We start from the raw sequence: 22,959 nt of genomic DNA, 5'->3' as shown, positions 1-22,959 counted from the left end.
TCAGCGGACCGCAGGCGCCGGCGCCATCGCCGTGCTGACCACACTCGATCTCCGGAGCCCGCACGCGCGCCGCAGTTCGTCGAATGCGTCGACCATCGCGTCGGTCGCCTCGTGCGGGTCGGTGAAGGTCAGATCGTCGGAGAGTACCGCGATGTCGACCTGGTCGGCGTAGCTCCACACCGTCATGTTGAACGCACTACCTGCCGAAAGAACACCGACAGAATAGATTTCGCTGACCGGCGCGCCGCCGATGTGTCCCCGCTGCCGCGGCCCCGGCACGTTGGAGATCGCGACGTTCATCAGCCGGTTGCGATCGGCATGGGTGGACTGCACGCGAAACAGCGAGGGTGCCAGCGGGGGCGGCAGGTACTCCAGCATCCGGCCCTGCAACGTCGGCCCCAACAGGTCGTTGTTCTCTTTGGCGCGCGTGGTGGACAACGAGGTCAGCTCGACTCGCTTCAGGGGGTCGTCGACATGGACCGGGAGCGACACCATGAGCCCGCCGATCTCATTGCCGGTGACCCGATCTGCGGACCTGTCGGTGCTGACCGGAACGGTGGCAAGGATGGGGACGTCGGCGTGCCCGTCGTAGCGCAGCAGTAGCTCCCGCAGTCCGCCGGCAGCGACGGCGAGCACGATGTCGTTGAACGTCACGCGCAGTGACTTCGTCGTCTCCTTGACTTCGGCCAGGGACAGCGTCGCGGTGGCAAAGGTGCGGACGGGGGAGACGACGTGGTTGAGGAACGTGGGTGGCGCGTTGAACGGTTTGGCGAGGTCGGGATGGTCACTCCGCTGCTTGGAGCGCCGCCGTAGCCGGGTCAGTCCACGTGCGGCGTCAGCCACCAGCCGCGGCATCTCGGCCATGTTCTGGAAGTGGTCCAGCTGAGCCTCCCACAACAAGTGCGCTGTCGTGGGTTGCTCGCACGTCGGCGGTGGCTCGTCTCGTTCATCCTGTTCGGAGCCGACCAGATCCATCAGGCGTGCAAGCAGATTCGCCGAGGCCACGCCGTCGGCGAGGGTGTGGTGCACCTTGCCGACGAGAGCGAAGTGGTCGTCGGCCATGCCCTCTGCGAAGTGGAACTCCCACAGTGGCCTGGTGCGGTCGAGTGCCGTACTGGCGATCTCGCCGATCACCTGATCGAGTTCACGCCGGCCGCCGGGGGCAGGGACGCGTACTCGCCGCAGATGGAAGTCGAGGTCGACAGGGCAGTCCTGCAACCACATCGGGTGGTGCAGCCGCCACGGGATGTCGATCAACCGGTAGCGCAGCGGCTCCAGCAGGTGCAGCCGCCGCTCAACTGTGCGGCGGAACGCGTCGAAGCCGTACCCGCCCTCGCAGCCCGACGCGTCGAGTACGGCCACCTTGAGCGTATGAGTGTGCAGATTGGGGGTCTCGCTGTACAACAACATGGCGTCCATGCCGTTGAGCCGCTTCATGGTGTCATGCAACCACCCGAACCCCATGATCACCGGTGTTTCACCGAATGGGTCAGTCGCAGATGGTGTTCAACGCTCCGGCGGTGTCGAGGTCGGTGAACGCTGCCGCGTATCGCTGGGCGAACGCCAGGCAGATGTCGGCGCGCTGCCAGGCGTCACCGCCGGACAGCGTCGCCATCCAGATCGCGAGACCGTGAGCTGCCGAGGCCCGATACCGCAACCAGACCTCCTCTTCGCTCGGTATCTCGTCGCCGGGCAGTCGCAGTGCGTGCCGGTACTCGGCAACGAGTTCGCGATCGGCAGCGCGACGGTCCTCGATGGTCAGCGCACCCTGGAGGAAGTAACCGAGGTCCAGCGAGAAGTTGCCCCGGCGCAGCATCTGCCAGTCGAGGAAGCCGACGTCACCGCCGGGCAGAACATAGGTGTTGCCGATGTGCGCGTCACCGTGTAGCAGCGTCGCGACCGATGTCGTGAGCGAGCCGATGTAGCGGGCCCAGATGTCGACGAAGAGCTCGGTCCCGCTCAAGGCGATGATCTCGGCGGGCACGGTGTCCCCGAGTCGTTCGTGGGCGATGTGCAGCGGTGCGTACTCCAGCCCGTCGAACGCGACGAACGGCTCCACCCACTCCAGGCCTGTGTGCCGGGTCAGCCGCACACCCCAGTACTCGCTGTGCAGCCTGGCCAGACCCCGCACCCCCGCCGCGACCTGGTCGACGGTCATCGGACGGGTGGAGTCCCGCGGGTCGGCCCCGCGGGCCACCACGTCTTCCATGACCATCAGGAAATCGCGTCTGCCCTCGTCGACGATCGCGATGTACACCGTCGGGTGGTCCAGTGGCAGTGGCACTTCCGAGGCGAACAGCCTCGGCTCGTGGTACAGCCCGCTGGTCAGCTCGACAAGGTCGGCATGGTCGGGGTCCACAGCTTTGGCGAACACCGTCGCCGGGCCTGAACCCGCCGAGTAGCCCAGCGCGAGGCGTGCCCGGCGATTGGTCCCGTCATCGCGTAGCGCAACCCGGACCTCGTCGACTTCGACGCCCGGAAAGTGTTGCGACAGAGCCGCCGTCATCCAGCCCGGGGTGATGTCGTCCCAGCCCTGCGGAATCGACAGGTGCGCCGCCGTCATCTACTTGAGGCAGCTGCCGCCGTCGACCGGCAGTGTGACGCCGGTGATGAAACGCGCCTCGTCGGAGGCGAGGAACAGCACCGCGTTGGCGATGTCCTCGGGCTCCACCCAGCCGATGGGCAGCGTGTGCATGAACTCGCCGACGACCTTCATGTCGTCGGGGCCCGGGTTCTCCAGATCGGGCCGGAACAGCTTCATGGTGCCCTCGTTCATGAACAGCGGCGTGTTCACGTTCGTCGGGTGCACCGAGTTGACCCGGATGTTCTTCGCGCCCAGCTCGACGGCAAACGTGCGCATCAGCCCCACCACACCGTGTTTGGCCGCGACGTAGTGACCGGTGTGCGGGTAGGCCTTGAGGCCGCCCACCGAGCTGGTCAGGATGATCGATCCGCCTCGCTCGCCGGCGAGGATGTGCGGCACACCGGCTTTGACGGTCTTCCACACCCCACCGAGGTTGACGTCGATCATGTCGGTCCAGTCGCCCTCGCTGGTCTTGTCCAGCGTCTGGCCACCGTTGCCGATCCCGGCATTGGCCACGATGATGTCGAGCCGGCCGAACTCTTCGACGCCGGCGTCGACGGCGGCCTTGAGCGCGTCGAAGTCGCGGGTGTCGACCTCGGCTGTGTAGACGCGCGCGCCGGCGTTCTTGACCAGATCCGCGGTTTCGGCCAGGTCCTCCGGCGTGGACAGCGGAATCTGCACGCTGTCGATCTGCTTACAGATGTCGACGGCGATGATGTCGGCGCCCTCTTGGGCCATGCGCACCGCGTGGGCGCGGCCCTGTCCGCGTGCCGCACCGGTGATGAAAGCGACCTTGCCTTCTACACGTCCTGCCATGTCTGTCAGTCCTCTGTCGTCGTGGTTGGGTGTTCGGGTTTGCGTGTCAGGAAACGAACGTCGGCATGGATTCCCAGCCGCGGACGGCGGTGGTCTGGGACGGGATCGCGTTGGGCCAGTCGACATCCCACGTCGGGAATCTCTTGAGAATCTCCTCGAGTGCGATCTTGCCCTCCATGCGCGCGAGTGCGTTACCCATGCAGAAGTGAGTTCCGGCCCCGAAGGTCATGTGCGAGCGCAGCTCACGGTGGATGTCGAAGACGTCGCCGTTGGGCGGGAAGCGCCGGTGGTCCCGGTTCGCGGACCCGACGAGCATGAGCATCGCCGATCCCGCCGGTACCGTCTGCCCGTAGTACTCCACGTCGCGGGTCACGTAGCGGGCGATCTGCAGCGCGGGCGGCTCCCAGCGCAGGATCTCCTCGATCGCCTGCGGTATCAAGCCGGGATCGGCGACGAGTTCCGCACGCTGATCCGGGTAATCGGCGAGAGTCTTTCCAGCCCAACCGATCAGTCGCGTCGTGGTTTCGCTGCCCGCTGTGGCGATCACCGTCAGATACATCAACAGCTCTTCGCGGCGGAGTTGTCGCCGGGTACCGGTCTCGTCCTCGAACTCGGCATTGAGCAGATCGGTCATGATGTCGTCTGATGGATGCTCGGTCCGGTAGTCGATGAACTCGGCGAACACCTCGCCGGTGGCCATCAGATCGACCGAGTCATTCTGCAGGGTGGCCTCACCGTGGTCGGTGACGCGTCGCTGATCTTCCTCGGGGATGCCCAGCAGCATGCCGATGACCCGCATCGGCATCTGTGCGCCGAGGTCGTGCACGAAATCGAACCGGTCGGTTCCGATCAGAGGATCCAGGCAGCGGGCGGTGAATTCGCGGATCCGCGGCTCGAGGGCCAGTACCTTGCGGGGGGTGAACACTCGCGACAACAGGTTGCGATGGATGTTGTGGATCGGCGGGTCTTCGAAGATCAACGTGCCGGGCGGAATCTCCATGCCGGACTTGATGATCTCGAGCAACGCCCCACGCCCGGAGATGAAGGTCTGGTGGTCGATGACGGCCTTGTTGACATCGTCGTAGCGGCTCAACGCATAGAAGTCGTGCTTGGCGTTGTAGTAGAGGGGTGCCTCTTCGCGGAGGCGGGCGAACACCGCGAACGGGTTCATGTTCAAGGCGACGCTCTGGGTGTCGTAGTACAACTCGTCGACTGCGGCTGCGTTCTGCACATCGGAGTTGTCGGCGCTGACCGTCACGGCGTCCCTCTCGCTGGATCAGTGATATGTAAGACAGTGCTTCGTAAGACAGCGGGCTGCATTTTGTCTCACAACTTTGGCATCGACGGCCCGCGAGTGTCAATCATCGACTCGCTTAGAGCGAGTAATGCTCTCTTCTGAGAAGAACTGTCCTCTCAAAAGGTGCTCAACGTCAAGGGTTGAGCATGACAAACCGCGCGCGAAGTGTCACGCGCGCGAATATTGTTCCTGGAAAAGAGAGGGTAGTTCTCCGAGTCAAACCGCGGCGATGCCGTGGGCGCAGAAGTCCCAGACCTCGTCGGCCGTGATCGGGTTCGGGACGCCGTCGCCGGCGTCTCCGCTGGACTGGGCCACGAACATGACGGTCTGCATCGTCATCGCCGCCATCCGCTTCGGATTGATGCCCGGCCGGAGCTGTCCGGCGGCGCTGGCCTCTTCCATCAACTCGGCCAGCAGGGCCAGCAAGGGAGCGTGCGCGACCTTGACCTCGGAGGGATGCGACACCAGAAGGCGCGGTGCGAAATCGGTGAACAGGGGCCGCTTGGCCGCCGGGTCGGGGCGCGACGATTCGAACAGCAGTTGAACGGCGACCTTGAGGCGCTCCAGCGGCTCTTCCTGCCCGGACGTGGCCGCGCGGATCTGCTCTGCCGAACGGCTCAGCGCGTCCTCGAACAGCGCCAGCAGCAGTTCGTGCTTGCCGTCAAACTGCAGGTAGAAGCTCCGCAGTGACTGGCGTGAACGGTCCACGACCTCTTGCACGGTGAAGTCGGTGCTGCCCTTTTCGATGATGATGGCTTGCGCGGCATCGAGGAAGCGCTGGACGCGCTGAGCGGCCCGGAGTTTGGCGGTCTTGATCGACCTCTCGACTGCGCGCTGCTTCCAGGCAGGTTCCTCGCTGGGGCTCGTCACCGGCGTCTCTACCGCCGCCCGATTGGGGAGAACATGAACTGACTGTACCGGAGAACGCCTTGGCATAGCGGCCCTCGACCCCCTCTCGGTGCACGTGTCAGAGATTGTAACTTCCTCATCACGAGAATAGTATTCTCATTCTGGTGATAACAGAAGGCCCAGATATTGCGTCGATCTGCTGTGGCCGACCCCGAGCCGTGAGGACATCGCTTTCGTGTACATCGACTATGACGTGACCGACAAGATCGCGACGATCACCCTCAACCGGCCCGAGGCGGCCAACGCCCAGAACCCGGAGCTGCTCGACGAACTCGACGCAGCGTGGACCAGGGCCGCCGAGGACGCCGACGTAGCGGTGATCGTGCTGCGAGCCAACGGAAAACACTTCTCGGCCGGTCACGATCTCAGAGGCGGCGGCCCGGTTCCGGACAAGATCACGCTCGAATTCATCATCCAGCACGAAGCCAAGCGCTATCTGGAATACACGCTGCGCTGGCGCAACATCCCGAAACCGTCCATCGCGGCGGTCCAGGGCCGATGCATCTCCGGAGGGTTGCTGCTGTGCTGGCCCTGTGACCTGATCATCGCCGCCGACGACGCGCAGTTCTCCGATCCCGTGGTGCTGATGGGCATCGGCGGCGTCGAATACCACGGCCACACCTGGGAAATGGGGCCGCGCAAGGCGAAAGAGATCCTGTTCACCGGTAGGGCGATGACGGCCGAGGAGGCCGCAGGCACCGGAATGGTGAACCGTGTGGTTCCCCGCGACCAACTCGACGCCGAGACCAGGGCGCTGGCCGAACACATCGCCACGATGCCGCCGTTCGCGCTGCGCCAGGCCAAGCGGGCGGTCAACCAGACGCTCGACGTGCAGGGCTTCTACGCCGCCATTCAGTCGGTCTTCGACGTGCACCAGACCGGCCACGGCAACGCGCTCAGCGTCGGTGGGTGGCCGGTGCTGGTGAACCTCGAACAGATGAAGGCCAACATCAAGTAGCTGGTCGCCTTGCCCCGCGAGCGCGCGTGTCTGTACCTCGACACGCCGAGCCGCCCTGGCAGTTTGCGTGCGCTCACCGTCGGCGACGTAGCGCATGTGCACGCGCTTCACCGGCATGTCGCCGGGCAGACACGCGCGCTCGCCGGGCTACGTGGACTTACAGGTGGGCGAGCCTCGGGGTCGAGCCGCGAGCTCGCAGACCTGCTCCGGCTCTGCGGGTGAGTTCCCTTGAGCTGCCGAGCAACCCGTCCAGTACGAGGACCCGCTTCACATGGTGCTGTAACTCGTGCTCGGCGGTGAAGCCGATTCCGCCGAGCACCTGCTGGCAGTGCTTGGCCGTCGTCAGTGCCGCCTTTCCTGCAGCTGCCTTGGCCAGCAGCGCTGTCAGATCTGGGTTGTCCTCGCCCGGCAACTCCAGGGTGGCCTCGGCGCCCTCGATGGCCACCAGTGCTTCGGCCAGCCGGTGCCGTACCGCCTGGAAGCCCGCGATGGGCCGACCGAACTGCACCCGGTCCAGCGCGTGCCGGCGGGCCAGCGCCAGCATTGCCCGCGATGCCCCGATCAGCCACCAGGCCACGGCGCGGCGGGCATCGACGAGCCGCACCGGATCGCCCTCGTCGACGCGGCGCAGCGGCAGCCCGCCGAGTGTCGAATTCTCGTCGTTCGAGTAATCCCACACCACCCAGCCGTTGCCGGCATAGGGCAGTTCTGGTATCTGCCCAAGCTCTCTGCCGACAGTCTGGATGACCACGATGTCATTGAGAATCGAGGCGTGCGAACCGGTTTCGCCCAAGAGTCGGAAAACCAGCGGTATCGACACCTCCGGAGCGTCGGACAGCATGTCAGCCCAGCCGAGTTCGGCCAGCGCCGCGTCCAGCTCCGCGCCGGATGTCGACAGCATGGTCTTGCGTAGCGAGGCTTCGAGCATCACGAGTGATTCGTCGTCCATGTGGGCGGCCACAGTCACTCCTTCCCGAGGTCCAGCAGACGGCGGGCGATGATGTTGCGCTGCACTTCGGCGGTTCCTCCGTAGATGGTGGCCGCGCGCGAATACAGATACTCGGTGCGCCATTCGGTGTCGTCGAGCTCGATGGCGCCCGGAAGCAGATCGCGCACGGCGTCGTACAGGCGTTGTTCCGCGCCGGCGAGCAGGACCTTGTCGATCGACGTGTCCGCGCCAAGTTTCTCGCCGTCGGCCAGCCGGTGCTGCGTGGCACGCGACCGGCAGCGCAACGTGTGCAGCGCCAGATAGACGTCACCGATGTCCGAATCGGCGGCCTGGCCGATGCTCTTGGCGTCCTTGACGAGCGTGTCCAGCCGCGAGTACAGGTACGCGATGCGCTGCCAGAAGCACGTGGAGCGCTCGTAGGGGAGTAGGTCCATCGCCAGGCGCCAGCCGTCGCCGGGCTTGCCGAGCATCCGGTCCCCGCCCACCTGGACGTCGTCGAAGTACACCTCGCAGAACTCGTCCACGCCGTGCATCGTGCGCAGCGGGCGCACCGTGACACCCGGGGTGTCGAGGTCGACGAAGAACGCGGTGATCGCCTCGTGATTGGGTGTGTCCGGACCGCCGGTACGGGTCAGCAGGATGCACCGGTGCGAGTACTGGGCGAAGCTGGTCCACACCTTCTGGCCGTTGATGACCCAGGTGTCACCCGTCTGTGTGGCGCGGGTGGTGATCGAGGCCAGGTCACTGCCCGACCCGGGCTCGGAAAACCCCTGGCACCACTGTTCTTCGCCGCTGAGCAGCTTCGGCACCATCTCGGCGGCCAGCTCGGCGGGCGCGTAGTCGATCATGGTGGGCGCCAGCACTTCGAGCATCGAGTACGGGCCGGGCTCGGCGAGCCGTCGGCCCACCACCTCCTCGCCGACGATCGCGCGTAGGATCGCCGGGCCGCCGAGGCCGCCGGCTTTCTCGGGCCAGCCGTAGCGGCTCCAGCCGGCGTCGTAGAGCGCGCGCTGCACGCGGGCGAACTGCTGCATGTGCCCCTGCAGAGAATGATCGTCCGGCGGGGTCAGGTCGTTGTCGTCGAGCCAGGTTGTGAGCGCAGCGCGGAATGCGGCGGGGTCGAAGAGGTCGGTCATCCTGCTTCGGGCCTGCCGATCGCGTGCGGGCGTCCGGAGTCATGGTCACCGTTGCGCCGGATGAAGGTCATCGCGCGGGTTTTCAGCCGCCAGCCGTCGTCGGTGCGCAGGTAAGTGTCCTTGTAGTACCCGATCCGCATGTCGTGCTGAGAGTGCTCGATGAAACACAGCGGCTGTGTGCCGGTTGCCGTATCGGCGCCGTCGACGAGATCGACCAGCGCGGTGCCGGTCATGAACAGACCCTTGGGTGCGGCATCGACGAGAACCGGGAAACGGTTCAACGTGTAGGTGTCGCCGAATGCGCTGTAGGTGCCGTCGGGGGTGAAGACCTCCACGAGCCCGTCGACGTCACCCTGGGTGATGGTCACGGCGTACTTGGCGAGCAGCTGCTGGATCTCGACCAGGTCGTCGGTCCTGGCCGAGGCCGAAGGCCGATCATCAGATGGTGTCATTCTTGAAGACCTTACCGTCTTTCATTACAAAGTTAACCTGCCGTGTAACGGTAATGTCGGCAAGTGGATCGCCGGGCACCGCGATGATGTCCGCCAGGTAGCCCTCGGCGATGCGGCCGAGGTCGGGCCACCTGATCAGCTCGGCAGCGACCACCGTCGCGGCGCGAAGTACTGCGGCAGGCGGCATGCCCCAGTCGACGAGGGTGACGAGTTCGTCGGCGTTCTTGCCATGCGGGATGGCGGGCGCGTCGGTGCCGACGGCGATCTTCACCCCGGCCTCATAGGCCGCCTTGATCGACGTCTTGGCCTTCGGGAACATCTCGGCCGCCTTGTCCTGCAGGACTTTCGGCGCCTTGGATACATCCATTGCCTCGGCCAGCCGGCGTGTGGTGACCAGGAAGCGGTCATGGCTGACCAGCATCTGGATGGCTTCGTCATCCATCAGGAAGCCGTGCTCGATGCAGTCGATCCCGCACGCGACGGCGTGCTTGACCGCCTCGGCGCCGTGGGTGTGCGCCGCCACCCGAAGCCCACGCCGATGCGCCTCGTCGACGATCGCCCGCAGTTCTTCGTCCGAATAGTGTTGCGCGCCAGCCTCTCCGGTGAGGGACATGACGCCACCCGATACGCAGACCTTGATCAGCTGGGCGCCGTGCTTGATCTGGTAGCGCACCGCCTTGCGGACCTCGTCGACGCCGTTGGCGATACCCTCCTCGACGGTGAGCTCGAGGGCTCCGGGCATGAACGCGGCGAACATCGTCGGGTCGAGGTGCCCGCCCGTCGGCGTGATCGCATGTCCGGCCGGGATCACCCTCGGACCGTCGACCCAGCCGGCGTCGATCGCCTTGCTCAGTGCGACATCCAGCAGGTAGCCGCCCGTCTTGACGAACAACCCGAGGTTGCGCACCGTGGTGAACCCGGCGCGCAACGTGCGGCGCGCGTTGCCCACCGACCGCAACACCCTGGTCGCCGGATCGTCCTGAACCTGTGACAGGCCCGGGTTCTCACCCCGCCCGCCCATCAGGAGGTTGACCTCCATGTCCATCAGTCCGGGCAGCAGGATCGAGTCGCCCAGATCGATGACCTCGGCGCCGTCAGGAATCTCGCCGCCGACGCTGACGATCCGGCCGTCCTCGACGATGACGATGCCCGGGCGGATGATCTCCCCGGCGTCGACGTCGACGTAACCCGCTGCTTTGAGGGCTGACAACACTCCTAGACCACCGGCTCCTTGATGAGTTGAATGTAGGCCGCGCCGCTGTCGAGCACCCGCGGTTGCTTCCACACCTCGATGGGGAAGCTGACCATGACGATCGACTGTCCCAGATGTACCAGAGCTTTGGCATCGTCGGGCATTCCCTTGAGAGGGAAGCGCGCGTCGACATAGACCATGATGTCTTCGAGTCGAGCCATGCCTGCGTCGTAGAGCGCCTGCATCTCGTCCATGGACGAGGCCAGGCGTTTGGCGTAGCGCTCCTCCTCGGTCGGCAGGCACCAGTCGGCGAACCGCTCCAGGTCGGCGAATTCCTCGGGGAGCTTAGACATTCACTGCATCCTTCTGCGTGTCGACGCCTGCGGCGTGCTTTCCGTTGGACGAGCCGTTGCTCATCTGTGCCTTGTACCGATCGACGTACTGATGGGCAGTCATGTGCAGATGGCGCAGCAGGATTTCCTGATCGCACAGCGGGAAGTCGGTGACGACCCGGGTGCCGATCTGCGTCTGGGTGGCCTCCAGGGTGTTCGCGTCCTGGAACGCGTACTCCTTGAACGTCACCGCGGCGAGTTCCTGGGAGAGCCGCTCGCGGAGGTTCTTCGGGGGAACGAAATAGAGGTCGGCCTCGAAGATGTGCTTGTCCACCGCGGTCGGCCAGTAGTTGTAGGTGAGGTACCAGCCCGGCGCCCAGAACAGCAGTGTGAAGTTGGGGAAGAACTCGAAGGAGTCTGTGCCCCAGGACTTATGGCGGCCCGGGTTGATGGCGGGTGGCAACTCCTCCGGAAGAATGCCCTTGATGTCAGGCCGGTCCCACGGTCCGAAGAGACCACTGTGCAGGATCCGCTCGATCGGCTTGACCATGTTGAGGTCCTTCGGCGGCGACATCCCGCCCCAGGACGACACCATCGAGTGGTCACCCTTGATGTCATAGGCCAGGGCCTCGAAGCCGAACTTGGCGAGCTTCTCGGCCTCCTCCTTCTCGGCCTGCTTCATGTGCAGGATCGGCGCGTGGTAGAACTCGGTGAACGCGTCGATGAACAGCTTCCAGTTCGCGTTGATCTCTGCGCGGTAGCTGTAGTGCTCGGTCATCTCGTGGAAGGGGTAGCCTTCCAGGCCTTTTGCGAAGTCGCCCAGGTACTCCCGCAGTGGCGCGGCCTCGTTGTCGAAGTTGATGAAGATGAAGCCTTCCCAGACCTCGCAGCGCACCGGAACCAGTCCGTACTGCGACTTTTCGAGGTCGAAGAATTCGCCTTCCTGCTGCACGAAGGTCAGGTCGCCCTTGAGGCTGTAGCGCCATGCGTGGTACTTGCACACGAACTGGCGGCAGCTGCCCGAGACCTCTTCGCCGGGGTAGTCGTTCCAGACCAGTTTGTTGCCGCGGTGCCGGCAGAGGTTGTAGAACGCCCTGACCTCGTTATCGGTGTCCTTGACGATGATCACCGACGTGCCCGGTCCTGCCGACGGCATTTCGCGGGTGAAGTAGCTGCCCTTCTTCGGCAGCTGCTCTACGCGGCCGACCTTGAGCCAGGTCTTGCGGAAGATCGCCTGCTGCTCAAGCTTGAAGTGCTCCGGGTCGATCGAGTCTTCGTAGTTGACCGGGGCGGTGCCGAGTTCTGGCCAGTTCTCGGTCCAGCTGCCGACCTCCGGCTTTGCGAAAAATGCCACGTGTCTACCTCTCTGGGTCCAGGTTGGAGTCGGGTTCTACGCCAAAGCTGTTGATGGCCATGGCCAATGCGCTGTAGCAGCCGATGGTGAAGATCAGGTCCATCAGCTGTTGCTCTTTGAGGTGGGCGGAGAGCGCCGTCCACGTCGCATCGGACACAACGTCATCGCGATGCAGCTCGTCGACGGCCGACAGGACGGCGCGGTCGAGTTCGTCCGTTGCCTCACCACGTTCGATGCCGCCGATGTCGTCGTCGGACAGCCCGGCGTCACGACCCATGCCGACGTGGTGCTCCCACTCGTATTCGCACTTGGCCAGCAGGGCGACGCGCAGCACGGCGAGCTCGCGGAGCCGGTCGGTCAGCGTCGAGCCGAAGAGGAGGTGGAAGTTGAAGCGCAGGAACGCGCGCGTGAGTTTCGGGTGCCGGACGAGCGTCGCCACCAGATTGCCTGCGGCTTGCGGGTTGCGACGCTCGGCCGGCATGAGCCCCGACAAGGCGTTGTCGACAGCGTCGTCCCACTGGTCTGCGGGCAGTGGCGCGACTCGCACTGTCCGGCTCCTCTCGCTCATGAGAATCAGGTTCTCATATTTGACCAATAGATTTCCACCTTTGCCCGCCGTCGTCAACGGAACAGGCTGGAACCGCTGGTCGGCAAGCTTGCCGATCGGACATCATCGCCGCTGCTGCCAGCCTTGATGTGTGTTGATGACGTTGATTCTCACAGACGGAGAAGCTAGTTTTCTTGGCAGGAGAACATCAGGCCGCACACCGCAGGTCCGCCGGATAGGGCGTGCGAACGAGAGGAAGTGGTCGTCATGGCCGCCGGAATGTCAAAAGACGACATGATTTTGATCAGCGTTGATGATCACATCGTGGAGCCGCCCGATATGTTCAAGAACCATCTGCCGAGGAAGTATCTGGATGAGGCGCCGCGGTTGGTGCATAACCCGGATGGGTCGGATACCTGGCAGTTCCGGGATGTGGTGATTCCGAATGTGGCGTTGAATGCGGTGGCGGGCCGGCCGAAGGAGGAGTACGGGCTGGAGCCGCAGGGGCTGGATGAGATCCGGCCTGGGTGTTGGAAGGTCGATGAGCGGGTCAAGGACATGAATGCCGGTGGCATTTTGGGCTCGATGTGTTTTCCGTCGTTTCCCGGTTTCGCGGGGCGGTTGTTCGCGACTGAGGATGCCGAGTTCTCGCTGGCGTTGGTGCAGGCCTACAACGACTGGCATGTCGAGCAGTGGTGTGGGGCGTATCCGGCGCGGTTCATTCCGATGACGTTGCCGGTGATCTGGGATCCCGTGGCGTGTGCGGCGGAGATCCGCCGTAACGCCGCCCGTGGGGTGCATTCGTTGACGTTTTCGGAGAATCCCTCGGCGATGGGTTATCCGAGTTTTCATGATTTCGAGTATTGGAAGCCGATGTGGGATGCGCTGGTGGACACCGACACCGTGCTCAATGTGCATATCGGGTCCTCGGGCCGGTTGGCGATCACCGCCCCGGATGCGCCGATGGATGTGATGATCACGTTGCAGCCGATGAACATCGTGCAGGCGGCGGCGGATCTGTTGTGGTCGCGGCCGATCAAGGAGTATCCCGGCCTCAAGATCGCGCTGTCTGAGGGCGGGACGGGCTGGATTCCGTATTTCCTGGAGCGGGTTGATCGCACCTATGAGATGCATTCGACGTGGACCGGGCAGGACTTCGGGGGCAAGCTGCCCTCGGAGTGTTTCGTGAGCACTTCCTGACCTGCTTCATCGCCGATCCGGTAGGGGTGGCCACGCGGCATCAGATCGGGGTGGACAACATCTGCTGGGAGGCTGACTATCCGCACAGTGATTCGATGTGGCCGGGTGCTCCCGAGCAGCTCGAGGAGGTCTTCACCAGCAACGCCGTTCCCGACGCCGAGATCAACAAGATGACGTTCGAGAACGCCATGCGCTGGTACAACTGGGACCCGTTCACCCACATCCCCAAAGAGCAGGCCACCGTCGGGGCGTTACGCAAAGCCGCCGAGGGACACGACGTCTCGATCCAGGCGCTGAGTAAGCACGAGCACGGTGGTGCCAACTTCGCCGATTTCGCGGCCAATGCGAAAGAACTGACCGGCAACAAGGACTGAACAACCACTATCGCCGGACGCGGGAGACAAGGAGTGACGGCTATGCCGGGCGGCATGAGTTTCGAACTGACCGAGGATCAGGAGCTGATCCGCAAGTCCGTGGCTGAGCTTGCACGCAGGTTCGACGACCAGTACTGGATGGAGAAGGATCTCGGGCACGAGTTCCCCACGGAGTTCTACGACGCCATCGCCACGGGCGGTTGGCTCGGTATGACCATTCCGGAGGAGTACGGCGGCCACGGTCTCGGCATCACCGAGGCGACCCTGCTGCTCGAGGAGATCTCGCGCTCCGGAGCCGCGATGAACGGGGCCAGTGCAATCCACCTCTCGATCTTCGGGATGCAGCCCGTGGTCAAGCACGGGTCCGACGAGCTCAAGGCCGCGACGTTGCCGCGGATCGTCGACGGTGACCTGCACGTCTGTTTCGGGGTCACCGAACCCGGTGCAGGACTGGATACCTCGCGCATCACCACCTTCGCCAAGCGCGAGGGTGACTCGTATCGGGTCAACGGCCGCAAGGTATGGATCTCGAAGGCGCTCGAATCCGAAAAGATCCTGCTGCTGACTCGAACCGAAACTCCGGAGGCCTTGGCACAGCGCGGCGCCAAGAAGACCGACGGTATGACGCTGTTTCTCACCGACCTCGACCGTGCCCACGTCGACATCCGCCCTATCAAGAAGATGGGCCGCAACGCGGTCAGCTCCAACGAGCTGTTCATCGACGATCTGATCGTGCCCATCGAGGATCGTGTCGGTGAGGAGGGGATGGGCTTCAAGTACATCCTCGACGGCTTGAACCCTGAACGGATGCTGATCGCCGCCGAGGCGCTCGGCATCGGCCGGGTTGCGCTGGAGAAAGCGGTCAAGTACGGCAACGAGCGGCGCGTCTTCGATCGGCCGATCGGTATGAACCAGGGTCTGCAGTTCCCACTCGCCGACTCGCTGGCCCGGCTCGACGCCGCCGAGTTGGTTCTGCGCAAAGCCACCTGGCTGTATGACAATGGCAAACCCTGTGGGCGCGAGGCCAATACAGCGAAGTACCTGTGTGCCGATGCCGGTTTCGGCGCCGCCGACCGGGCGCTGCAGTTGCACGGCGGCATGGGTTACTCCGAGGAGTACCACGTGTCGCGATACTTCCGGGAGTCGCGACTGATGAAGATCGCCCCGGTGAGTCAGGAGATGATCCTGAACTTCCTCGGCGAGCACGTGCTCGGGTTGCCGAGGAGCTACTAGGTGGGCACCGGCTCGCACATCACCGGTCAGGTACTACCGGTCGACGGCGGCATGGTTATCTGAACACGTGACACGACCAGACCCGAGCGCCGCGCCGCTGGCGGGCGTCACCGTCGTCGCGATGGAGCAGGCCGTCGCCGCTCCGATGTGTACCCGGATACTCGCCGATTTCGGCGCACGAATCATCAAGGTGGAGAACCCCGACGGAGGTGACTTCGCCCGTGCCTACGACGACGTCGTCAATGGCCCCGGCGGGCTCGCGGCGCATTTCGTGTGGTGCAACCGCGGCAAGGAATCGGTGACCCTGAACACCAAGTCGCCTGCCGGTATGGATCTGTTGCACCGGCTGCTCGACCGCGCCGAGGTGTTCGTCTCCAATCTCGCCCCCGGCGCGACGGCACGCCTGGGCGTCTCGGCCGCCGACCTGGTCGTGCGCCATCCCGACGTCATCCCCGTCGAGATCGACGGATACGGACCCGGCGGCCCGATTTCCCACAAACGCGCCTATGACCTTCTCGTGCAGGCGGAGTCGGGCTCGTGTGCGATCACCGGATATCCGGGTATGCCCGCCAAACCCGGACCTGCGATGGCGGACTTCTCCACCGGCCTGTACGCCGCGATCTCGATCCTCGCGCTGCTGTATGGCCGCACCCGGCAATCCGGGCACACCCCCGCACCGTCGGTGGAACTGAGCCTGTTCGACGTGATGACCGACGTCATGGGCTACGCGCTCACCTACACCCAGCATTCCGGAATCGACCAGGAGCCGCTCGGCGTGGGGTCGCCCGCCGTGGCGCCCTACGGCGCGTTCCCGACGCGCGACGGGCAGACCGTGGTCCTGGGCACCACCAACGACCGGGAGTGGCAGCGGGTCGCTCGCGACATCATCGACCGTCCCGATCTCGCCGAGGATGCCCGGTTCGCGACCAACCAGAGCCGCTGCGAACACCGCGAGATCCTCGAGGGCGCCATCGGAAGCTGGTGTGCCCGATACGACCTCGCCGACATCCAGACGAAGGCCGACGCCGCGGGGATCGGAAACTCGCGCTACAACCGGCCCAGCGAGGTCGTCGTCCATCCGCAGCTCACGGCCCGGGACCGGTGGCGAACCGTCGGCACCCCCAAGGGCGACATCCAGGCGCTGCGGCCACCACCGGTGATCAGCGATTTCGAGCAGCCGATGAATGCCGTCCCAGGTCTGGGGGAGCACACGGACGCGGTGCTCACCGAATTCGGCCTCACGGCAGAGGAATTGGCCTCACTGCGGGCCGAGGGTGCGATCGGACCGGCTTACCGTGCCTGAGGTGCTGCTGTCGGAGGACCGCGCCGGAGTGCGTACGTTGACCCTCAACCGTCCCGAGCGCCGCAACGCCCTGGACGCGCGGCTGTGGGTGGAACTCGCCGACGCGCTTCGCCTCGTCAAACGGGACCGCGGCGTGCGCGTGCTGGTCCTGACGGGCGCGGGCGGGGCGTTCTGCTCCGGCGCCGACATCGGCACCGGTGAACAGATCCATCCGCGCTACAAGCTGGACCGCCTCACCGACGTCGCGCTGGCGCTGCACGAACTGGCTGTGCCGACCATCGCCAAGGTCAGCGGCATCGCCGTGGGCGCGGGGTGGAACCTGGCGCTGGGTTGCGATCTCGTCGTCGCCACTCCGGAGTCGCGGTTCTGCCAGATCTTCTCCAAGCGGGGCTTGTCCGTCGATCTGGGGGGCTCGTGGTTGCTGCCCAAGATTGTCGGCCTGCAGCAGGCCAAACGCCTCGTGCTGCTGGCCGACATGGTCGGCGCGGACGAGGCGCACACGCTCGGCCTGGTCACGTGGGTGAAGGCGGCCGACGAGATCGACGCGTTCGTCGACGGTCTCGCCGACCGTCTGGCCGCGGGACCGCCGTTCGCGTTGGCGCAGAGCAAGGCGCTGCTCAACGACGGCGCCAATTCGACACTGCGCGAAGCGCTGGCCAACGAAGCCAGGGCGCAACCCGGCAACTTCGCGACGGCGGACTCCGGCGAGGCCTACGCCGCGTTCGCCGCGAAACGTGATCCGGAGTTCACCGGCGCGTGGACTCTGTACGAACGACCTGAGGAGTAGAGGTAATGCGGGAAACCGTCATCGTCGGCGCTGTGCGCACCCCCGTCGGCAAGCGCAACGGCGGCCTGTCCGAGCAGCACGCTGCCGATCTGTCGGCGGTCGTCCTCAACGAACTCGCCGAGCGCACCGGGGTGGATCCCGAGATCGTCGACGACGTCGTGTGGGGCTGCGTCTCCCAGGTGGGGGACCAGTCCAGCAACATCGGTCGCTACGCAGTGCTGGCCGCGGGCTGGCCCGAGCACATCCCCGGCACCACGGTGAACCGGGCCTGCGGATCGAGTCAGCAGGCGCTCGACTTCGCCGTGCAGGCGGTGATGTCCGGCCAGCAGGACGTGGTGGTGGCCGGGGGAGTGGAGGTGATGAGCCGGGTCCCGCTCGGGTCCGCCCGCTCCACAGGCATGCCGTACGGCCCGAAAGTCCTTGCCCGCTACGACGACTTCTCCTTCAACCAGGGGATCTCGGCGGAGATGATCGCGCAGCAGTGGGGCTTTTCCCGCACCCGGCTCGACGAGTATTCGGCGCAGTCGCACGAACGGGCCGCGGCCGCGCAGGATGCGGGGGCGTTCAAGGACCAGATCGTGCCGGTATTCACCGAGAGCGGCGTGGTCACCGATGACGAGGGCATCCGGCGCGGCAGCACCGTGGAGAAGCTGGCCGGGCTCAAGCCCGCGTTCACCGAGGACGGTGTCATCCACGCCGGGAACTCGTCGCAGATCTCCGACGGTGCCGCCGCCCTGCTCGTCACCACGATGGAGAACGCCGTGAACCTCGGCCTGACCCCGCTGGTGCGCTACCGCGCCGGGGCGGTCACCGGTGCAGATCCCAAACTCATGCTGACGGGCCCGATTCCGGCCACCGAGAAGGTGCTGCACAAAGCGGGAGTATCACTCGACGAGGTCGGCGTGTACGAGGTCAACGAAGCGTTCGCCCCCGTCCCGCTGGCGTGGCTGGCCGACACGGGCGCCGACGAGGCCAAGCTGAACCCCCTCGGCGGGGCCATCGCGCTCGGCCATCCACTCGGTGCCTCGGGCGCGGTACTGATGACAAGGATGATCAACCACATGCGCGACAACGGGATTCGCTATGGGCTGCAGACCATGTGTGAAGGTGGCGGCACCGCCAACGCGACCCTCGTCGAACTCGTGAAGTAGTCAGGAGACATACGTGCGCAGGGATCTGTTCACCGAAGACCATGAGGCGTTCCGGGAGCTCGCCCGCGACTTCGTCGACCAGGAAGTGGTGCCGCACTACCCGGAGTGGGAGAAGGGCGGCCGGATGCCGCGCGAGGTCTTCGAGCAGATGGGGGAGCTCGGGATCCTGGGTGTGGCGATCCCCGAAGAGTACGGTGGCGGCGGCCAGTCGGACTACCGCTTCAACGTGGTGCTGCAGGAAGAGGCGGCGCGTGCACTGGTCACGCTGTCGACCGTGCGCACTCAGCTCGAGGTGATCCTGCCGTACTTCCTGCACTATGCGAACGCCGAGCAGCGCAACCGCTGGTTCCCCGGGCTCGCTTCCGGAAAGCTCCTCACGGCGATCGCGATGACCGAGCCCGGCACCGGTTCGGATCTCGCGGGGATGCGCACCACAGCCGTCCGCGACGGGGATGACTACATCGTCAACGGCGCCAAGACCTTCATCACCGGCGGCATGCAGGCCGATCTCGTCATCGTCGTGGCCCGCACCTCCACCGACCCGGACAACCGGCGCAAGGGACTGACCCTGCTGGTGGTCGAGGACGGTATGGAGGGCTTCAGCCGCGGCCGCGAGCTGGAGAAGATGGGCTGCAAGGTCCAGGACACCGCCGAGCTGTCGTTCGTCGACGTCCGGGTACCCGCGGCCAACGTGCTCGGCGAGGTGGACGAGGCGTTCGGCTACCTCGGCCACAATCTCGCCCAGGAGCGGCTGACGGTTGCGGTGGGGTCGGTGGCCCAGGCGCGTTCGGCGATCCACGCGGCGATCGACTACACGTTGAGCCGCAAGGCATTCGGCGCGCCGGTCGCGTCGTTCCAGAACACCAAGTTCGAGCTCGCGGCCTGCTCGACCGAGGTCGAAGCCGCTCAGGCGATGCTCGACCGCGCCGTCTCGCTCCACGTCGAGGGTGAGCTCTCCGGCGCCGACGCGGCCAGGACCAAACTGTTCTGCACCGAGATGCAGCAGCGGGTGGTGGACCGCTGCCTGCAGTTGTTCGGCGGCTACGGCTACATGATGGAGTATCCGATCGCCCGGCTGTACACCGATGCCCGGGTGGCCCGCATCTACGCGGGTACCAGTGAGGTCATGAAGGTGATGATCGCCAAGTCGCTTGGCCTATAAGGGTTCTACTCGCTGTTGGCGAGCTGATCCTCGAACGCCGCGCCGGCATCGCCGGTGAGGCGGCTGCCGTCGAAGCCGTACGTCACGGCGTCGCCGCGGACGGCGCGCAGCGGATCCTCGAAATCGCGGAAGTAGCCCATCGCCCAGGCGCCCTCCTGGTAGCCGATCAACTTCAGCAGGTCGTCATCCAGCGTCTGTGCCACGTCCGGTGGGACGGAAAGGAACTGGTTCTCCTCCTGGCGGACCCAGCCCACGCAGTAGTTGACGTTGATGGCCCGTCGCACCTTGTCGGAGCGGTTCGCGGCGCCGCTGTGCACGATCTTGCCCGTGTAGATCAGCACCGAACCGCGGGTCATCTCCGCCTGCAGGCACTCGTCCTCGGCGTAATCGGTGGGCTTCTTGTCGCCGAACTGGCTGCCCGGGACCACGCGGGTGGCGCCCATCTCGGCGGTGTAGTCCGACAACGCCCACAGCGTGTTGCACTGCACGTGGTAGTCGTCGGGGAACGGATAGAAGTCGAAGGCGTTCTGGTCGCGGTGCAGCGATTGGGCCGATTCGCCGGGCTCGATCGAGATGACCTGGGTCAGCATCAGCTGGAACGCCGACGCGTGCCCGAGAAAGTCTCGGCAGACGCCCATCATGGTCGGGTTCTGGATCAGCGTCCGGCAGGCTGGGGAGCGGGCGACGAGTGCTCCGGTGCGGCGGGTCTTGGTGCCGATCATCGCGTTGTAGCCAAGGGGCGTCGCCGCGAAGTAGGGCGCGAGTTCGTCGTCGATGGTGTCCATCAGGGCGGTCGGAACGAGGTCGTCGACGATGACATAGCCGTCGCGACGGAGCAGATCGGCGATCTCTTCCGCGGGGGTGTCGGCGGGCACGTGGTTGAGCTCGGGCATGGCGTCTCTCTCGTTGGGGGCGAGCTCAAGTATTGCCAGGCATGTGTGTTGACCAGGTAAAACGGCGTAAGGCTGCGGTTACGCCGTGGGCGTGTGCGGACGGCGGGAAAATTGTTCACTGAGACCCTTGTCACAGCGGCAAAACCTACCTACTGTGTGTTCACTAGGTTGGTTCATAGCCCCGAGGAGTCGCGTGTCAGCCCCTGAATCCGCTGTGCCGGATCTGGAAATGCCCAGACGGCCGTACGCGGCGCTGTTCGCCAAAGGCGAGGACCGCCGGCAGCGGATTCTGGCCGTGGCCGAGCGGCTTCTGGCGCGCAACGGATGGCGCAACACCTCGCTGGCACAGATCGCCAAAGAAGCCGGCGTCACCCCCGCCGGCCTGCTGCACCACTTCGACTCCAAGGAACAACTCCTCAACGCCGTCCTCGACGCCCGCGATGCCGACGACGACGCGCACGCGGATCGCTCGGGTGATCTGGTCACCGAGCTCAGCCGGGTGCCTGAGCGCTTCCAGCGGTCACCGGAACTGGTCGGCACGTTCATGGTGCTGCTGGCGGAGAACATCGCCCCCGACGCTCCGCTGCACGACCGGCTGCACAAGCGTTATCGCGACGCCGTCGACATCATCACCGACATCATCGAGCGCGGTCAGCGCGACGGCGCGTATCGCACCGACTTCTCGGCGGCCAACAAGGCCACGGAGATTCTCGCCTTCATCAACGGAATGGAGACCCTATGGTTGCTCGATCCTTCAATCCCGCTGACCGAGGTGTTCCAGGAGTACGCAGCGTCGCTGGCACGGGACCTGGCCCCGGCCACCACGACATGAGGTATCGCCTCGATGTCGTCTCGCCCACCGTCCTCCACGCGGTGCGTCACGCCGGCGGATGGGTCTACGACCGGGTCATGGCGGGCTGGGATGTCACCGTCCTCGTCGGCAGCGACGAGGATGTACGCCCGCTCGAGATCCTGGGTGCTGAGGTCCTGAGCCTGGAAACGGTGCTGGAATCCTGGGAGCAGCGGCCACATCCGCAGACCGTCTGCGTGGCTGCCGACCTGTTCGACCGGGACGACCGGGTGCGCCGTGGTGTCCTGGGCGCCCTGGAGCAGGGTGCTACCGAGGTGGCGCTGTGGGGCGCACCGCTGCCCGCCGAACTGGACAGCAGCGTCGATTCGGTCGAGCACCGGCTCAGCGCTGCCGCACGTGCGTTCAAGGCGCAGGCACTCGCGGCTGTCGGCGCATCGGGCGAGTCGATCGGACTGAGCGAGACGTTCCGCTGCGGCATGATGCTCTCGGTCGCGGCCGACCTCGTTCCTGCCAGCTGACCGGCCGGTCGGGGTGCAGCCCGCCCTGACCTCAGGTCAGGTCGATCAGCACCTTGCCGATCGCGCGTCCCTCACCGACGTGGCGCAGTGCCGCAACGGTCTCGTCGAGCGAATACACCGCTCCCACGTGAGGTGTGACGCGACCCGACGCGTGCAGATCGCGCAGCTCCCGCTCGTTGCGGGTGAACTCGTCGACCGGCACATCCTGGAACTGGAACCCCAGCACGTGAATACCCTTGATCAGCACCAGGTTCAACGGGATGCGCGGGATGACGCCCGACGCGAAACCGACCGTGACATGTCGCCCACCTCTGTTCAGCGAGCGCAGAGCGGGCTCGCTGAGGTCGCCGCCGACAGGGTCGAGTACGGCGTCGGCTCCGTCGGGCAACAAGACGCGAAGCGCTTCGCGGAGTGCGCCGTCGCGGTGATTGACCGTTCGGTCGGCACCGTATATCCGGGCCACATCCAGCTTTTCGGCCGATGACGCGACCGCAGTGACGTGGGCGCCCATGGTGGCGGCCAGTTGGACCGCCGCCAACCCGACGCCGCCGCCGGCACCGAGCACGACGAGTTCGTCGCCCGCCGACAGCCGGGCCATCGACCGCAACGCGTGGTAAGCGGTGCGGTGCGCGACACCGAATGCGGCAGCCGAGAACGTATCGATGCCGGCGGGAATGGGTGCCAGGCCGGCAGCGTCCACGACCACACGTTCGGCGAAGGCGCCGAACACGGCCGTACCGGTGACGGCGTCGCCGACCGCGAAATCCGCGACCTGCGGCCCGATTTCATCGACCACCCCGGCGAACTCGCTGCCGGGCACGAACGGCGGCGGGACACTGACCTGATAGTTACCGGCCACCAGCAGGACATCGGGGAAGTTCACGGCCGCCGCGTCGACTCGCACGCCGACCTGGCCGGGGCCCGTGCGGGGCGCGGTGCGCTCTTCGATGCGCACGACATCGGGAGCCCCGTACTCGGGGCAGACCGCGGCCCGCATCCGC

The 22,959-nt window shown here is 65.5% G+C and carries 22 protein-coding genes and 1 pseudogene; 9 read left to right on the top strand and 14 right to left on the bottom strand.

The genetic code is table 11. The features are described 5' to 3' along the window. The 5 genes from EL337_RS19750 to EL337_RS19730 form a co-directional block, all read right to left on the bottom strand. On the bottom strand, positions 1-1,437 hold the full coding sequence (locus EL337_RS19750) for a WS/DGAT/MGAT family O-acyltransferase (RefSeq protein ID WP_048634449.1): 1,437 nt from the start codon (positions 1,435-1,437) through the stop codon (positions 1-3). Between the two features lie 52 nt (positions 1,438-1,489). Then, a complete protein-coding gene (locus EL337_RS19745) occupies positions 1,490-2,563 on the bottom strand; it encodes a phosphotransferase (RefSeq protein ID WP_048634427.1) in 1,074 nt (357 codons plus the stop codon). Next, entirely contained in the window at positions 2,564-3,400 is an 837-nt protein-coding gene (locus tag EL337_RS19740; RefSeq protein WP_048634428.1) for a mycofactocin-coupled SDR family oxidoreductase, read from the bottom strand. 46 nt (positions 3,401-3,446) lie between these two features. Then, a complete protein-coding gene (locus tag EL337_RS19735) occupies positions 3,447-4,658 on the bottom strand; it encodes a cytochrome P450 (RefSeq protein WP_048634429.1) in 1,212 nt (403 codons plus the stop codon). A gap of 255 nt (positions 4,659-4,913) precedes the next feature. Further along, a complete protein-coding gene (locus EL337_RS19730; RefSeq protein WP_083443221.1) occupies positions 4,914-5,633 on the bottom strand; it encodes a TetR/AcrR family transcriptional regulator in 720 nt (239 codons plus the stop codon). A gap of 148 nt (positions 5,634-5,781) precedes the next feature. On the opposite strand from EL337_RS19730, the gene EL337_RS19725 reads away from it, so the two are divergent. Then, entirely contained in the window at positions 5,782-6,564 is a 783-nt protein-coding gene (locus tag EL337_RS19725) for an enoyl-CoA hydratase (RefSeq protein ID WP_048634431.1), read from the top strand. A gap of 157 nt (positions 6,565-6,721) precedes the next feature. Here EL337_RS19725 and EL337_RS19720 read toward each other — a convergent pair whose 3' ends face one another. The 7 genes from EL337_RS19720 to EL337_RS19690 are packed head-to-tail and all read right to left on the bottom strand — an operon-like array spanning position 6,722 to position 12,526. After that, complete coding sequence (locus EL337_RS19720) at positions 6,722-7,513, bottom strand: acyl-CoA dehydrogenase family protein (RefSeq protein WP_048634450.1); 792 nt, start codon at positions 7,511-7,513, stop codon at positions 6,722-6,724. A gap of 14 nt (positions 7,514-7,527) precedes the next feature. Continuing rightward, entirely contained in the window at positions 7,528-8,649 is a 1,122-nt protein-coding gene (locus EL337_RS19715; RefSeq protein ID WP_048634432.1) for an acyl-CoA dehydrogenase family protein, read from the bottom strand. Then, on the bottom strand, positions 8,646-9,101 hold the full coding sequence (locus EL337_RS19710; RefSeq protein ID WP_048634433.1) for a nuclear transport factor 2 family protein: 456 nt from the start codon (positions 9,099-9,101) through the stop codon (positions 8,646-8,648). Before EL337_RS19710 ends, EL337_RS19715 begins: the two co-directional genes overlap by 4 nt. Further along, entirely contained in the window at positions 9,088-10,311 is a 1,224-nt protein-coding gene (locus EL337_RS19705) for a metal-dependent hydrolase family protein (RefSeq protein WP_048634451.1), read from the bottom strand. Before EL337_RS19705 ends, EL337_RS19710 begins: the two co-directional genes overlap by 14 nt. Positions 10,312-10,316: 5 nt before the next feature. Continuing rightward, positions 10,317-10,646 (bottom strand): hypothetical protein, encoded by a 330-nt coding sequence (locus EL337_RS19700; protein ID WP_048634434.1) that lies wholly within the window; start codon positions 10,644-10,646, stop codon positions 10,317-10,319. Continuing rightward, entirely contained in the window at positions 10,639-11,979 is a 1,341-nt protein-coding gene (locus EL337_RS19695; protein WP_048634435.1) for an aromatic ring-hydroxylating oxygenase subunit alpha, read from the bottom strand. Before EL337_RS19695 ends, EL337_RS19700 begins: the two co-directional genes overlap by 8 nt. A gap of 4 nt (positions 11,980-11,983) precedes the next feature. Then, complete coding sequence (locus tag EL337_RS19690; RefSeq protein WP_048634436.1) at positions 11,984-12,526, bottom strand: carboxymuconolactone decarboxylase family protein; 543 nt, start codon at positions 12,524-12,526, stop codon at positions 11,984-11,986. Positions 12,527-12,805: 279 nt separating this feature from the next. On the opposite strand from EL337_RS19690, the pseudogene EL337_RS19685 reads away from it, so the two are divergent. From EL337_RS19685 to EL337_RS19660, 6 genes and pseudogenes are all read left to right on the top strand, one after another. Then, positions 12,806-14,100, top strand: a pseudogene (locus tag EL337_RS19685) (amidohydrolase family protein). A 54-nt stretch (positions 14,101-14,154) separates the two neighbouring features. After that, a complete protein-coding gene (locus EL337_RS19680) occupies positions 14,155-15,333 on the top strand; it encodes an acyl-CoA dehydrogenase family protein (RefSeq protein ID WP_048632135.1) in 1,179 nt (392 codons plus the stop codon). A gap of 121 nt (positions 15,334-15,454) precedes the next feature. Beyond that, positions 15,455-16,636, top strand: coding sequence for a CaiB/BaiF CoA transferase family protein (locus EL337_RS19675; protein WP_048632136.1), 1,182 nt, complete (start codon positions 15,455-15,457; stop codon positions 16,634-16,636). A gap of 1 nt (position 16,637) precedes the next feature. Beyond that, positions 16,638-17,423, top strand: coding sequence for an enoyl-CoA hydratase/isomerase family protein (locus EL337_RS19670; protein ID WP_197724129.1), 786 nt, complete (start codon positions 16,638-16,640; stop codon positions 17,421-17,423). 5 nt (positions 17,424-17,428) lie between these two features. Continuing rightward, on the top strand, positions 17,429-18,574 hold the full coding sequence (locus tag EL337_RS19665) for a thiolase family protein (RefSeq protein ID WP_048631940.1): 1,146 nt from the start codon (positions 17,429-17,431) through the stop codon (positions 18,572-18,574). A gap of 13 nt (positions 18,575-18,587) precedes the next feature. After that, a complete protein-coding gene (locus EL337_RS19660) occupies positions 18,588-19,736 on the top strand; it encodes an acyl-CoA dehydrogenase family protein (protein ID WP_048631941.1) in 1,149 nt (382 codons plus the stop codon). A gap of 5 nt (positions 19,737-19,741) precedes the next feature. Here EL337_RS19660 and EL337_RS19655 read toward each other — a convergent pair whose 3' ends face one another. Beyond that, positions 19,742-20,629 carry a phytanoyl-CoA dioxygenase family protein gene (locus EL337_RS19655; protein ID WP_048631942.1) on the bottom strand — a complete coding sequence of 296 codons (888 nt, stop codon included), beginning with the start codon at positions 20,627-20,629 and terminating at the stop codon, positions 19,742-19,744. Positions 20,630-20,822: 193 nt separating this feature from the next. Here EL337_RS19655 and EL337_RS19650 point away from each other — a divergent pair, with 193 nt between their 5' ends. Then, positions 20,823-21,461: a TetR/AcrR family transcriptional regulator gene (locus EL337_RS19650; RefSeq protein ID WP_048631943.1), complete on the top strand. Its 639-nt coding sequence runs from the start codon at positions 20,823-20,825 to the stop codon at positions 21,459-21,461. Then, complete coding sequence (locus EL337_RS19645; RefSeq protein WP_048631944.1) at positions 21,458-21,958, top strand: hypothetical protein; 501 nt, start codon at positions 21,458-21,460, stop codon at positions 21,956-21,958. The genes EL337_RS19650 and EL337_RS19645 overlap by 4 nt, the downstream gene beginning before the upstream one ends. A 31-nt stretch (positions 21,959-21,989) precedes the next feature. Here the strand turns inward: EL337_RS19645 and EL337_RS19640 are convergent, their stop codons facing one another. Further along, positions 21,990-22,955 (bottom strand): NADPH:quinone oxidoreductase family protein, encoded by a 966-nt coding sequence (locus EL337_RS19640; RefSeq protein WP_048631945.1) that lies wholly within the window; start codon positions 22,953-22,955, stop codon positions 21,990-21,992. Between the last annotated feature and the right edge of the window lie 4 nt (positions 22,956-22,959).

Source organism: Mycolicibacterium aurum, assembly GCF_900637195.1.
Lineage (GTDB): Bacteria > Actinomycetota > Actinomycetes > Mycobacteriales > Mycobacteriaceae > Mycobacterium > Mycobacterium aurum.
Note: the sequence above shows the minus strand (reverse complement) of the source record. Positions and strands in the feature narration are given on the sequence as shown.